Source organism: Ekhidna lutea (assembly GCF_900188325.1).
GTDB lineage: Bacteria > Bacteroidota > Bacteroidia > Cytophagales > Cyclobacteriaceae > Ekhidna > Ekhidna lutea.
Genome location: NZ_FZPD01000006.1, coordinates 91,969 through 106,164, shown reverse-complemented (window position 1 = coordinate 106,164; position 14,196 = coordinate 91,969). Strand labels below are relative to the sequence as shown.

The following is a 14,196-nucleotide window of genomic DNA, read 5'->3' as shown; positions in this document are numbered from 1 at the left end:
GAGATCAGCTTAGTGCGGAAAATAATTGTGATTGTGGCACTCTTGCCACTGATGGGATTTGGACAAGATCAGGATACAACAATAAACAAAAGCTCATTCGTAATATTTCCGGCTATCAGCTATGCTCCGGAAACAGATTTGCAGCTTGGTGTTGTGGGTATTTGGGCACTAAAGAATTCAGACAACTCTCAGTCTGATTTTAGGAGGCAGTCTACAATGACTCCCTACTTTGTGTACACGCTAAAGAACCAAACCATTGCGGTGGTGAATCTGGATTACTACTTCCCTGACGGTCAGAATCTGAATACTTCAATGCGCTATTACAACTTCCCTGATTCCTATTTCGGGGTTGGAAATGATAATGACCCGGATGTTTCAGAGCAATATACCAATCGTTTTTTTCAAGTGGATGGACAGTACCTTATCCCCATAAGTGACAAGGTGTTTCTGGGTGGTGCCTATGATATTCACTTTACAAGTATCAGAAAAGTAGTATCTGGAGGATTGCTCGAAACACAGAATCCAAAAGGTTCCAATGGTGGTAATCTAATTGGAGCAGGACCTGTTTTTCGGTATGATACCAGGGATTACACCGTTTATCCCTCAAGTGGAAATTTCATTTCCAGTCGTATCCTTTTTAACGCAATAGGGGATTTTCAATACACCACATACATTGCAGATGCTCGTAAATTCATTGACCTGAAGGACAAGAAACATATCCTTGCATTTCAATTCAGATCCCAATTTACTATTGGATCTAATGCGCCATTCTACAAACTACCCCAGCTGGGAGGAGACGAACGCTTGCGAGGCATTGCCAATGCGAGTCTATACCGTGACCGACAGATGATGTACACGCAGGTAGAATATCGGAGACCGCTTTTCTGGCGGTTTGGAATGACCGTTTTTGCCGGGGTTGGTGACGTGAGTAATCAATTGAATGATTTCAGCTTCTCCGCCCTGAAGTATGTAGCAGGAGTGGGGGGAAGACTTGCCCTTATCCCAAAAAAGCAGCTGAATGCACGATTGGATATCGGTGTAGCCAAAGGTGGACAAACCGGTATTTATATCGGAGTAAGCGAGGCTTTTTAAACAGCAATCAGTCCATTTGCTCTCAGCACATTGACCGGCTTACTAAACCAAAATGGTTCAAAATCACCAAATTGTTTTTCGAAGGATTCTTTTAACGACTTAAAGGAAGTAGCGGGATGATTTAGGCCAAGTACCTCAAGTTTATTGAGCAACCATTGGCCTTCTTCTTTTGGCAGGGACAGTTGAATGATGTCTGTGTTTGAATGCAACTCAACTTTCATTTTACCTTTCTTAGTTGATTGAACCACCGGCTTACTCCCAAGCCAAATAACCCGGGCATTTGTTTTGTTTTGGTATCCTTCAGGCTGGCTTAAAGCATCTTCAATAAACGTTGGAGAAATGGAGGTTTCAGGCATTTTCTCCTCAAACCATTCATGAACAGGCCAGTCAAAACCTACGCCATACATGTAGTTGTATAGCGACTTTTTCAATCCAAAACTAAAGATGCTATGATCGATCCCTGTTTTGTCTTCAAAGGCAATATCATTATTGGCAAACTGGATGTCATTTTGCTTCGGAATCACACCAAAAGCTTCGGGATTCAATCCCACCGGACTATGGGCAGTCATGGCAAACTGATGCCAGAATCCGGATTGAATGATTCCCAGTTCGAACATCTGTTTCACCATCTCCAAGCTATCAATGGTTTCCTGAATGGTCTGGGTTGGATAGCCATACATCAGGTACGAATGAACCATGATGCCGGCCTGCGTAAAATGATCGGTTACTCGCGCTACTTGTTCCACCGTCACCCCTTTGTCAATGAGTTTGAGGAGGCGATCAGATGCCACCTCCAACCCACCTGACACAGCAATGCACCCGCTTGCTTTTAGTAGTAAGCAAAGGTCTCGGGTAAAACTCTTTTCAAACCGGATGTTTGTCCACCACGTCACGGAGAGTTTCCGTCTTAATATCTCTAATGCCAACTCCTTCATCAACGCTGGCGGTGCTGCTTCGTCTACAAAATGAAAGCCTGAAAATTCAGTCTTCATGATGAGTTCTTCCATGCGATCCACCAATGTTTTTGCGGCAATCGGCTCATAGATTTTGATGTAATCCAACGAGATATCACAAAACGTACACTTGCCCCAGTAGCATCCATGCGCCATGGTCAGTTTGTTCCAGCGGCCATCGCTCCACAAACTGTGCATGGGGTTGGCTACTTCAATTACGGAGATGTAATCTTCCAACGGAAGCCCGGAGTAATCAGGCGTCCCCACTTCGCTTTGTTTGATATCCGATTCAGAAGCATTGTTAACATATCTCACTTCTCCTTCGATCCGACAGAAGGTACGCTTCAGGTAAGTTGGTTCTTGCGGTCTTCGAATATGATCAAGCAAAAGCTGCATTGGTCGTTCCCCGTCATCCAAAGTGATGAAATCGAAATAGTCAAAGACACGAGGGTCTTTCAGATCCCGCAACTCGGTATTCGGGAAGCCACCACCCATGGTGACTTTAATGCTCGGATGATTTGTTTTTAGATACTGTGCACACCTGAATGCACTGTACAGGTTACCGGGAAACGGAACAGAAAACCCAACAACTTTCGGCTGGGATTCTTGAATTTTCTTTTCAAGGAGCTTTAGTGTTATTTCATCAATAAAGGTTGATGGGGACTGTAATTCAGCTGCCAATTCATCAAACGAATTAGCACTTCGACCTAGTCTTTCAGCATACCGGCTAAACCCAAAATGTGGATCGACACATTCCACGATAAAATCGGAAAGGTCTTCCAGGTACAGGGTAGCTAGGTGCTTCGCTTTATCCTGCATGCCCATACTTCCGAATGCCCAGTCCATTTCTTCCAGTTGTTCAAAGCGTGAGGCTTGTGGTAGGTAGGGATCCGCACAAATCTGTCGCGCCAGTGCTGGATTTCTGCCCTGCAAAAATGAAATGACCGAATCGATTGTTGTGAGGTAACGCTCTTTCAGTGCGAGAATTCTTTCTGTATTTTCAGAAGGAGTGTCGAAAGCTTTAGCTTTTGTGAAAAGAGCATTTAATCCATCTTTCGAGAACAATTCCAGGATCACCTCAATCCCCAAATCCTGCTGATGTACTGGTATATTTTGGGTAATGAAAAAACCTTTCAGATACGCTGTGGCAGGGTAGGGTGTGTTTAGCTGGGTAAACGGTGGTGTGATGAGAAGCAGTTCTGCCAAAACAATTTTTTAGCAAAGATAGAGGCCAGATGTTAGCCCTTATTTAATTCTTTCACTTTTTCCTGAACAATCTCCAGCAACAAATCAACTTTTGATTTGTGGGTACGAAAAACCACTATTGCTACCCGAATCCAAAATTTTTCATGGATGGTTGTAGATGAAAGAAAGATTCGTCCATCATCCTGAATCGCTTTAATAAGCTTTTCATTATAGGCATTAGCATCACCTGCTGGCGGTACATATCGGAAGACCGTAATCGACAGATCAGGCTCAGGTCCTACCTCAAATCCATCAATCTGCATTAACTGCTGACGGCAATATTGTGCTAGAAGCATTTTCTCTTCCACAGCAGCTCGAAAGGGTTTGATTCCGAATAGCTTTAATGGTAACCACATGCGCAAAGCTCTGAAATGCTTGGTAAGCTCCGGGGAGACATCTGCTGCATTTATTTCACTATCAGAATCAACCAAATCCTGCAGGTAATCTGCTGTATACCGGTGCGCCTTGTAAAGGGCGGTTAGATTTTTGATAAGAACCGCGCCTGTACCAAAAGGAAGAAACAAGCTTTTGTGTGGGTCCAGCGTAATGGAATCTGCAAGCTCAATTCCACTCGTCTTTTTTTGAACCTCCGGAAGCAGACGGAAAAACCCTCCATATGCAGCATCTACATGAAACCAAACCTTTTGATGTTGCGCTATGGTAGCCATTTCTTTGATTGGGTCTATTGTGCCCGTGTTAGTTGTGCCGAGGGAGGCATTGATAAAGAATGGAAGCAAGCCTTTCTTCCGATCGTTTTCAATTAGCTCATCGAGACTAGAAATGTCCAGTCGAAAATGATTATCTACTGGCAGGTATCGTAGCTGGGCTTCACCCAAACCGGCAATTCGCAATGCCTTTTGGAGTGAGTGGTGGGTTTGATCAGAGAGGTAAACCACAAGCCGGTGAAAGTCTTTGGCTTTCACATCCATTGCTTCCCTGGCTGTCACCACTGCGATAAGGTTAGAAATAGAACCCCCGGAAGTAAGATTTCCAGCCGCATCCGAGGGGAAGCCCATCAGTTCGTTCATCCACCGAATGAGCATGTTTTCCATGCGTGCAGCTCCTGGTGCCGGGAAATAAATTCCTGCATACTTGTTACTTACAGCCGCCAAGAAGTCACCTAGTGCCGAGGGATAGAGCCCACCGCCGGGCACATAACCCATGTGTCCGCCTGATGCAGCATTGATGCCATCCAGCTCAACGTTGGATCGAAGAAACTGGAGGATATCATCTATCCCTTCAGGACCATCTGATAGCTGATCAATCGAAGAGGGCTCAGGATTTTGAAAAAAAGCCTTTTCATCATCCAAATGAGTAAGAAAGTCATTTGCATGGGAGAGTACTTTTTCAGCCAACGATTTTTGGATTTGCTCATCGGGTTCCAGCTGACGTGCGACTTGCTCAAGGGTCTCAATTCTGTTCATCATGGTTACCAAAAGTAATAACCATTGTTAGCTAGCTAAAACAAGAATGGGATGATCGGTTTAAAGCTGATTGGAAGGAACCGATGCAAAAGACAGACTTTTAATTTGTCTGAACGGAACTTAAATGGATTCCCGGATGATACCGGCAGCAATCTCTTTGACCGTTGGTCGGACTTTAGTGATGAAGACCTTTTTCTCCTCTTCATCAGCAAACTTGATTCCTCGCTCATCAAGTATTTCATAAAGAACCTCGGTGATCTTTTCACCTAAATCCGGAAGCTCATTTCCAATGTCTTCCAAATGATCTTTTAGCTTATCTACTGACACAGAAGGATCGTTTGTCTTCTTGTGACTTGTGTGTGAAATTTTAATTGTTTTACATCTCGTTTGCAATTCGAAAACAAGATCTTCTAATTGATTCATAATACTTAAAGATACAAAAAAATTAGCAAATCGCTTTTTAAACGTGTTTTTGAGGCTTTTTCAGTTCCTAAAAAAAGTGAATAGACGTGTGTTGAACAGTTGCAGGCATATAGCTAGTGATGAACTCTCGCTATACACAAATGTGTTCTATAGAGCGATGAATAATGGAATCTATCAGAAAAACAATGCCCTTTGATAGCCTGAGGGATAGTGAGATGAATTAGGAGCTGATATCTAACATTAATCATGTATTTGAATGAAATCTACATCAAATATAATTTGATCTATGGAAGGGCTAGCTATCAGCATTCCACCAGCGGTATGTCTCTTCCTGCAACAATTCGTTTTATTTGTGCATCATCTTATTCAAAAACTAATTCACTTATGAAAAAAGTATTTTCACTAATCACATTAATATTAAGTGTAACTCTAGTGGCGCAAGAGAAGCGATTCTTTATGCCAAAGGAGATGCAACAAGCGTACGATAAAGGCACTCGATCGTATGACGGTAAGCCGGGAGAAAACTACTGGCACAATACAGTAGACTATGATATCGAAGCTTCCATTGATCCGGAGACTCGGGGAATCACCGGCATGTCTACGATCACCTATCAAAACAATAGCCCGGATGACCTCTCAGCAATTGTGGTTCGCTTGTACAATGATGTATACAAAAAGGGTAACACACGTCTTACGACGATCGATGATCGTGACGTAAATGACGGTATTACTTTGAATATGGTACAGGTTCGAGGCGATTCGATTGACCTGGAAAGCAGGTCAGTAACCAGAAATGGCACGAATCTTTTTATCAGACTTGATGAGGCCGTAAAAAGCGGAGAAAGCATTGATCTGGCGATCAACTGGGAAACGGTGATTCCATATACCAATAGGAGAACAGGTGTCGCTGATAGCACCTCCTTTTTTGTAGCTTACTGGTACCCTCAAGTCGCCGTATATGATGATGTGTTCGGATGGGATACGCAGAACTATACGTTCCGAACAGAGTTTTATAATAACCTCGCAAACTTCAATGTTTCGTTCACTGCGCCAAAGTCATTCACGATCTGGGCGACAGGAGTGCTTCAAAACCCTGAAGAAGTTTTTAATGATGGAACACTTGAGCGCTACAACACCGCTTTTACAGCTATTGAACCATTAGATATCATTGGTGGTGATGATCTGAATGATGGATTTACTCATAAATCCGGTACCTGGAAGTTTAAAGCAGATGAAGTCCCTGATTTTGCATTTGCTATGAGTGATCACTATGAATGGAATGCGGCCTCTCAAAAAGTAGATGGAGAAGATGTTTTAATCAGCTCAGTATATCCAATGGGTAATCCTCAGGCTTTTGCGGCTATGACGCCTAATCAGCAGAAAACTATGAAGCACTTTTCGGAAGATATTCCTGGTGTACCTTACCCATACCCACGTTTTACTACATTCATTGGCCTAGGAGGAGGTGGTATGGAATTCCCCATGATGGCCTACAATGGCGGCCCTGGCTTGGGAGTCACCGTTCATGAAATGTTCCACATGTATTTCCCTATGTACGTGCGTGTGAACGAAAGACGTTTTGCGTGGATGGATGAAGGTTGGGCTGATTACATTACTTCATTGGTAACGAATCGCTTCTTCGAGGATGATGATTCTGATCTTTTCACGACATTCAAAGGAAGTGTAGGAGGGATGCAGGGACAGTATGAGGACTTGCCATTGTTTGCATCTTCTCAGTTTATGGATGGCACAAACTACGGCTATTCAGCCTATCCACTCCCAGCTTTTATCTATTCGATGCTGCATCAGCACCTCGGAGATGAAGTATTCTTCAAAGCATACAAGGAGTATATAAATCGATGGGCTAAGAAATCTCCAATACCATACGATTTCTTCTACACTTTTGAGGATGTGAGTGGTGAAGATCTTAGCTGGTTGTGGAAGCCGTGGTTTTTTGAGTTTGGTGCTCCGGATTTGAAAATCGGTGGAGTTAAGAAAGATAAGCTCACCATCATCAATGCCGGTAGTAGACCTGTTCCAGTCAAAGTGGAAGTTAAATACAACGACGGAACAGACTATTCAACAACCCTTTCCGGCAAGGATGTATATGGTAAAAAAGAATTTGAAGTGATGATCCCGGAATACAAAAAGATTGAGACGATCTCTGTCAATGCCAGTGTTCCTGACCTGAATGATACGGATAATTTCTTTCCTTCACTTCAAGAGCGTATGGCAGATGTGGAAGTTCCGGAATCCATTCTTGGGACATATTCCATTGCCAACTTCAATATCAAAACAATGATTGAAAAAGAAGAGGGTTTATTAAAAGTGAAAGTGCCTGCCGCTGGAATGAACATGGTGTTATTGCCAAATGAAGATACATGGCAGTCACTAGATGGGCAGGTGGTGATCACCTTCGATGACAGTGGTGACCAAACAAGTATGTCGATGGAGCTGAAGCAGTTTGGAGTAACCGCTCAGGGTACAAAAGACTAGCCGGAATTTTAGCTAATATATGAGCCTCATCGAAAGATGGGGCTTTTTATTATTTGCTCACATAGTTGAATTTCAAATCAGAGCGGCTCTCCAGATCTTCACCCAACTCTCTGTGATCTTCATCTCCAGCCTCGCTGAACCAGCGAACCATGATCATGGCACCCATGGCCTGTTTTTCTTTCAATTCTTTCATTAGTAGAAAAAGGCATTTCATTGTTCCAGTATCAAAATGCTCCAACTTTATTTCCACAATAAAAGTCGGGACAGTCGTGTTTTTGACCTGCTCTATAATAGGTAAATAAAAATCCTGGACATCTCTCATTGCGGATCTTCCTTCAATCTTCAATAAGCCTGTGCTAGGATTAAATCTTACACTGGGTATAACATCTTCGTTTTCAGACATGGTGGTTGTTTCTTAAAGCGATCCTCAAACTTATCGACTCTGGATTCTTTTTAAAAACCATCCATAAAACTTACACTCACATTCGTCTGCATGCCAATCAATTAGAATGATTTTTCAATATAAATTAACTAAAAAACCTTTTTTAACTATCCTAAACAATACATTTATAATGTATGTACACGTAGTTTCAAAATTTAATTTTATTAAGCGAAATAAATAGGATATATTCGGGACTTTATTGAACTATTAACCTAATCGTTATGAGAAGAAAACTACCTATTCTAGGTCTGATGGGGACCTTATGTTTAATGGCGTTAACCTCCTTTGGACAGGAGAGTCCTAAAAAGCCAATCAAAAAACTCATTTTACTAAATGAACAGGAGCAAGTTGAATTTCAAAAGCAATCTTTAACAGATAAGCTGGAATTACCTGCTTCAAATAACTTTACCAAAGTTTCTGAACGAGTTGATGAACTGGGACATCTTCATGAGAAGTTTCAGCAGTATTATCAAGGCATCAAGGTAGAATTTGGTACTGCAGTAATAAATTCTGCAAATGATCGAAAGCTATCTGTCACCAATGGTGTTTTTAAAGTAGATGAATTATCTATCGTTCCAAATTTGGATATGACCTCTGCTTTAACCAGCGCGATGAATCATGTAGGAGCTACAAACTATTTGTGGGAGCAGCCAGAAGAAGCACAGCTTGTCGAATCCTACAGTAAGCCTGAGGGCGAGCTTGTTGTATTTCCTGAGCTTAAGCAAGTGTCTTCAAAGCCAAGACTGGCATACAAGTTTGATATCTATGCTACTGATCCTGTTTACAGAGCAGATGTATATGTAGATGCACACACTGGCGAAGTGATTTTTGAAAATAACAGAATTCACCATGCAAATGTGTCTGCAAGTGGAAACAGCTTGTATAATGGTAATGTAAGTTTTACTGCAGATAATGCTTCAGGTCCTTACAGGTTACGACAAACTGCAGATGGCGGTGGTATTCAGACCTATGACATGAACAATGGTACGAACTACAACAATGCGTCGGACATCACCAGCAACAGCACTACATTCAATCATGAAACGGGTGTACAAGCGCACTGGGGTGCTGAGCAAACGCATAAATACTTCATGCAGCAGCACTCACGTAACTCTTACAATGGTTCGGGTGCGGTAATCAGGTCATATGTTAGTTATTCATCTAATTATGTAAACGCTTTCTGGGACGGATCCAGAATGACATATGGTGATGGTGACGGAGTGAATTATGGTCCACTCGTTTCATTGGATATTGTAGGTCACGAAATTACCCACGGGGTTACTGAATATTCTGCAAATCTTGTTTACAGCTATGAGTCAGGTGCATTGAATGAGTCTTTCTCGGATATTTTCGGAGAGTCTATTGAAAATTTTGCCCAAGGAACCAATGACTGGTTGATGGGTGATCACATAGGAGCAGGTGGAAGCGGTGGAGCACTTCGCTCTATGAGCAATCCTAACGCTTATGGTGATCCGGATACGTATCAGGGAACCAATTGGCATACTTCATCAAGTGACAATGGTGGAGTGCATGTGAACTCCGGGGTTCAAAACTTCTGGTTTTACTTATTAACAGTAGGTGGAAATGGTACAAATGATCATGGAGACAGCTATACTGTTACAGCGATTGGAATGGAGAAAGCAGCAGCTATTGCCTACAGAAACCTTTCTGTATATCTATCTACAAACTCTCAATACTCAGATGCACGTACTGGAGCTATTCAGGCAGCTGTAGACCTTTATGGAGCAGGAAGCCCTGAAGAAATTGCAGTAACCAATGCATGGCATGCTGTAGGAGTTGGTGATCCATACGGAGGTACTCCTCCACCAGCAACGTGCGAGACTGGAGACATTACACTTTCAATTACATTTGATAATTATCCTGAAGAGACCGCATGGACACTGAAAAATTCGTCTGGAACTACCATTGCATCTGACAGCTATTCTACTGCAAATCCAGATGGTTCAACTGTATCTGAAACATTCACAGGGTTAGCAGCTGATAATTATACATTCACAATCACTGATGCCTATGGCGATGGAATTTGCTGTTCATATGGATCAGGATCTTACTCACTATCAAGCGTGGATGGTACCTTCAAGACTGGTGGAAGCTTCGGAAGCTCTGAAGCTACGGTATTCTGTATCGAAGAAGCCGGCGGAGACACAGAAGCACCGACAGCACCTACCAACCTTGCAGCATCTAATGTAACAGAGACCACCCTTACACTAAACTGGACTGCATCTACAGATAATGTAGGAGTAACCGGTTATGATGTGTATCAAGGGTCTACCAATATTGGAACAGTGACTAACACAACTGCGAATGTGACAGGACTTACTTCTGGTACATCTTATACCTTCACTGTGACTGCAAAAGATGCAGCTGGCAATGAGTCAGCAGCAAGCAACGCGGTGAATGTCACTACTCAGAGTCCTGGCATGTCTTGTTCATCTACTGAGACCCTTCCTTACAGCGAAGGTTTCGAAAGCAATGATGGATGGACTCAGATTACAGGAGATGATGGCAACTGGGTTAGAGATGCCAACGGAACCCCTTCATCAAACACAGGACCAAGCTCAGCAGCACAAGGATCATACTATATGTTCCTGGAGGCTTCAACAAACGGAAGCACCGGACAGATTGGTAGCAATGCAACAGCAATCCTTGAAAGCCCATGTTTTGATCTTTCAGGAGAAAGCGCTGCAACGTTCTCATTCCAGTACCACATGTATGGTAACAACATTGGGTCTTTAACTGCACAAGCTTCTACTGATGGCAATAACTGGACGAACATCTGGACGCTTTCAGGCAACCAGGGCAACTCATGGCAGACAGCCAGCATCGATATGGCTTCTTACCTTGGAGGTGATGTAAAGCTTCGAATCGTAGGAACAACCGGAAACGGATGGTCCAGTGATATCGCTGTTGATGATCTGCAACTAAGCGCTGGTGGATCCGGAGGAAACACAACTGTGACTTTAAGCATCACATTGGATAACTATCCTGAGGAGACCAGCTGGCAGATCAGAGATGGTGGAACAGTGGTAGCTTCTGGTGGAACGTATGGCTCTCAGCCTGACGGATCTACAGTGACAGAGAACATTTCTCTGGCTGCAGGATGCTATGACTTTGTGATTAGTGATTCATACGGAGACGGTATCTGCTGCTCTTATGGTAATGGCTCTTACAGCCTGACAGATGGAGGCACTACGCTAGCATCAGGAGGGTCGTTTGGCTCAAGTGAGACAACCAACTTCTGTGTGGGTGGAGCTGTATCTTATGCCGTTCAATCTACTTTCGGAACAGGAGCGGCTGTTAGTGTAAGCATGTATCCAAACTTCCAGGTGGAAGATCGATTAACAATCGCTTCAACAAGAGAAGAAGTGGCTTACAAAATCACAAACCTCAATGGTCAGACAGTGAGCGCTGGCCAATTGGTGAATGGCAAAGTGCATGTAGGCAATTTGAACTCAGGCATGTACATGATCCACCTTGTAGATGAAGGTGGTAAGTCCATCATGAAAAAGTTTGTAAAAGAATAGTCTGAAGTTTAGTCTAAATAAAAAGCCGATCAGATATGATCGGCTTTTTTATTTACTGGTCAGACTTGTTAGACTCTTAAACAAGTTTTCAATTTTTGGTGGGGCTTCATCATTTACTCCCCATCGAAACCTAATTGTATCTTTTCCGGATGTAATAATTTCAATGAACTTGTACATATTGGCAGGCTCATCATAGGACATATCAATAACATCTTCGATTTGCTGAGCTAGTAGCTCTACTTCATTCTCCGACAGGTTTTCTAAACTTCTTTCTCCTTCTATAGGCCTGACACTCCCGTCAATTAAAAGTATTTGATGCCCGGTTGCTTTTCCCGTAAAACCTCCAGCGGTTCCAAATTTGATAGCTTCAAAAGCTTGTGTTTGTTTTTGACTCATGCAACTGCATAATAATAGACTTGTCGCAAGACTAGCGAGTATTTTATTCATTGATTGCTGATTTGACAGGATTGAACTTTGACAAAGTTATTCATTCAAGAGTTAGTGTGAACTCAATCGAGATTCGATAAGAACCTAATGAAGCAATCAAACAAAAAAAGGATAGCACATGCCACCCTTTTTATTCATTTCTCAATACTTTATCAAAGTGAACTTGCTTGTGTTGACTCCTCGCTGGTAGCTTCTCCCTTCAGGTATTTATCCAGAAATACTTTGATCTTTCCATACCCCTCAATGGCATTTTCATTCTTACGGAAACCGTGACCTTCGTCATCGAAGATGACATATTCTACAGGTACACCGTTGGCGCGTACTCCTTCTACAATTTCATCTGACTCCACCTGCAATACGCGCACGTCATTGGCACCCTGAAGCACCATGAGGGGCTTGGTCACATTTTGCGTATGAAAGAGTGGAGAGATTTCATACAGCCTGACAGAGTCTTCTGTTGTAGGATCACCAAGCTCATCGTAGAGTGCCTTACGGAAGCTTTCCCAATATGGAGGAATTGATTTCAATGTTCTCAGCCAGTTGGTTACTCCAAAAATATTAACCCCTACATCGAAAGCTTCAGGTTCAAAGGCAAGAGCTGCCATGGTCATATATCCTCCATACGATCCGCCAATGATGCCGATTTTCTCCATGTCAACCACACCAGTGGAAGCAAAGAAGTCTTTACCTGCGACACAATCTTTTAGGTCTTTATCGCCATGGTTTTTGTCATCCAGATGATTGAATTCCTTCCCGTAACCACTACTTCCGCGGTTATTTACGGCTAGAATCGCATATCCATGATTGGTTAAATACTGGATCAATGCGAAATAGCTAAGTCTGGACTGGCCTCCGGGTCCACCATGTACCCATACAAGTGCTGGTACTTTATTGTCAGCCGTGGCTTGTTTGGGTTGGTAGTAGATCGCCGGGATTTCCAATCCGTCAAAAGATTTGTAGCGAACCACCTGGCCTTCAACCAGATCATTTGCATCAATCTCAGGATTGAGTGTATTCGTCATTTTTTTCAATTCCTCTGTTTCGAAGTTGTAGACATAAATGTTGCTTGGAGATGCGGACGTGCTCACTGTTAGTCGAGCTAGTGTTTCACTTTTTGAGATATTGACAGAAGAAATGCTGCCTCCTTCTATTTCGGGCATATTCACTTCTTCGCCGGTTTCCTGATTGATGACTTTCACCACGGTCTTTGCATCTTGATTAATGCCAATCACACGGTACTTTTCATTCCAGGAGTCGTAAGCATACCATACGTCCCAGTTTGTTTCAAATACTGTAGACACCTCCCCAGATTCTAAATCTCTTTTGGCCAGGTAGACAAAATCAGATCCTTCGTCGGTGGTGTAATACAGGCTCGAATTGTCTAAACTGAAAAACTGAGGGTTATAAGTAGCGTCACCTTCATGCAAGGAGATATCTGTTTTCTCACCTGATTCTCTGTCATATAAATACATTTTTCCGTCGGCACTTGTAATCGCCTCTGTCAGTGCATAGAATCGTTCATTAGGAGAAATAGCTCCAACATCCAGACCATCATTGTTTTGATAAATGATTTCGCTAACCGGCATTTCATCATCTACAGATGATATCTGCATTTCATAGATATCCATGTAGCGAGGGTCTCTTTTATTAGATGTTAAATACATGCTTTGTTCATCGCGGCTCCAGCCCCAAAAGCCGTTTCTTATACTGTCTCCAGGCGTTAAGTCTTTGGGTTGGCCTTCCTGACTCATCATAAACACCTTGTAGTTTTCATTTCCACCTTCGTCAAATGAAAAGATGAATCGATCATCATTTGGAAAGTAGGTCTGACCGAAATAGGACTCTTCGGTAGAGTTTGTTAGTTGTGTTTTTTCTCCTGTCGCAATGTCTATTTCATACGCATTGAAAATGCCTGTCTCATTGCTGTTGATCAACAGTTTTGATTCGTCAGGGGAGAAACTTCCTCCACCAATGCTTACATTTTCATAGAATTGAGCAATGGTGTACTTCGGCACTTCAGGAGCTTCCTCTTTGGGTGCCGAACATGCCGCCAATACAATGACCGCAAAGATTTTGTTGAGTGATTTCATGGTGTTTGGTTGGTTTGTTTAAGTACAATTTAATAATCC

At 42.6% G+C, this 14,196-nt stretch carries 9 protein-coding genes; 3 read left to right on the top strand and 6 right to left on the bottom strand.

Annotated elements, in window-relative coordinates:
- The first annotated feature begins 12 nt into the window (after positions 1 to 12).
- Positions 13 to 1,092 (top strand): BamA/TamA family outer membrane protein, encoded by a 1,080-nt coding sequence (locus tag CHB71_RS16940; RefSeq protein WP_144017471.1) that lies wholly within the window; start codon positions 13 to 15, stop codon positions 1,090 to 1,092.
- Here the strand turns inward: CHB71_RS16940 and CHB71_RS16935 are convergent.
- The 3 genes from CHB71_RS16935 to CHB71_RS16925 all read right to left on the bottom strand — a co-directional run bounded on the left by CHB71_RS16935 (position 1,089) and on the right by CHB71_RS16925 (position 5,137).
- Positions 1,089 to 3,251, bottom strand: a complete 2,163-nt coding sequence (locus CHB71_RS16935) for a B12-binding domain-containing radical SAM protein (RefSeq protein WP_089358143.1) — start codon at positions 3,249 to 3,251, stop codon at positions 1,089 to 1,091. The genes CHB71_RS16940 and CHB71_RS16935 overlap by 4 nt on opposite strands.
- Positions 3,252 to 3,283: 32 nt before the next feature.
- Complete coding sequence (locus CHB71_RS16930; protein WP_089358142.1) at positions 3,284 to 4,717, bottom strand: pyridoxal phosphate-dependent decarboxylase family protein; 1,434 nt, start codon at positions 4,715 to 4,717, stop codon at positions 3,284 to 3,286.
- Positions 4,718 to 4,834: 117 nt separating this feature from the next.
- Entirely contained in the window at positions 4,835 to 5,137 is a 303-nt protein-coding gene (locus tag CHB71_RS16925; protein ID WP_089358141.1) for a hypothetical protein, read from the bottom strand.
- Positions 5,138 to 5,521: 384 nt separating this feature from the next.
- Between CHB71_RS16925 and CHB71_RS16920 the strand changes: the two genes are divergently transcribed.
- Positions 5,522 to 7,633: a M1 family metallopeptidase gene (locus tag CHB71_RS16920; protein ID WP_144017470.1), complete on the top strand. Its 2,112-nt coding sequence runs from the start codon at positions 5,522 to 5,524 to the stop codon at positions 7,631 to 7,633.
- Between the two features lie 49 nt (positions 7,634 to 7,682).
- Here CHB71_RS16920 and CHB71_RS16915 read toward each other — a convergent pair whose 3' ends face one another.
- On the bottom strand, positions 7,683 to 8,036 hold the full coding sequence (locus tag CHB71_RS16915) for a SiaC family regulatory phosphoprotein (protein WP_089358139.1): 354 nt from the start codon (positions 8,034 to 8,036) through the stop codon (positions 7,683 to 7,685).
- A 260-nt stretch (positions 8,037 to 8,296) separates the two neighbouring features.
- Here CHB71_RS16915 and CHB71_RS19150 point away from each other — a divergent pair, with 260 nt between their 5' ends.
- The gene (locus CHB71_RS19150; protein WP_089358138.1) at positions 8,297 to 11,620 is read left to right on the top strand and encodes a M4 family metallopeptidase; all 3,324 of its coding nucleotides are present in this window, start codon (positions 8,297 to 8,299) and stop codon (positions 11,618 to 11,620) included.
- Between the two features lie 48 nt (positions 11,621 to 11,668).
- Here CHB71_RS19150 and CHB71_RS16905 read toward each other — a convergent pair whose 3' ends face one another.
- Positions 11,669 to 12,067, bottom strand: coding sequence for a hypothetical protein (locus tag CHB71_RS16905; protein ID WP_144017469.1), 399 nt, complete (start codon positions 12,065 to 12,067; stop codon positions 11,669 to 11,671).
- Positions 12,068 to 12,219: 152 nt separating this feature from the next.
- Positions 12,220 to 14,157, bottom strand: a complete 1,938-nt coding sequence (locus CHB71_RS16900; RefSeq protein WP_089358136.1) for an alpha/beta fold hydrolase — start codon at positions 14,155 to 14,157, stop codon at positions 12,220 to 12,222.
- Positions 14,158 to 14,196: the final 39 nt, after the last annotated feature.

Bases quoted from the DNA above. Each gene is read 5' to 3' on its own strand.
- CHB71_RS16925 (WP_089358141.1), bottom strand. From the start codon at position 5,137: ATGAATCAATTAGAAGATCTTGTTTTCGAATTGCAAACGAGATGTAAA.
- CHB71_RS19150 (WP_089358138.1), top strand. From the start codon at position 8,297: ATGAGAAGAAAACTACCTATTCTAGGTCTGATGGGGACCTTATGTTTA.
- CHB71_RS16905 (WP_144017469.1), bottom strand. From the start codon at position 12,067: ATGAATAAAATACTCGCTAGTCTTGCGACAAGTCTATTATTATGCAGT.
- CHB71_RS16915 (WP_089358139.1), bottom strand. From the start codon at position 8,036: ATGTCTGAAAACGAAGATGTTATACCCAGTGTAAGATTTAATCCTAGC.
- CHB71_RS16920 (WP_144017470.1), top strand. From the start codon at position 5,522: ATGAAAAAAGTATTTTCACTAATCACATTAATATTAAGTGTAACTCTA.
- CHB71_RS16900 (WP_089358136.1), bottom strand. From the start codon at position 14,157: ATGAAATCACTCAACAAAATCTTTGCGGTCATTGTATTGGCGGCATGT.
- CHB71_RS16930 (WP_089358142.1), bottom strand. From the start codon at position 4,717: ATGATGAACAGAATTGAGACCCTTGAGCAAGTCGCACGTCAGCTGGAA.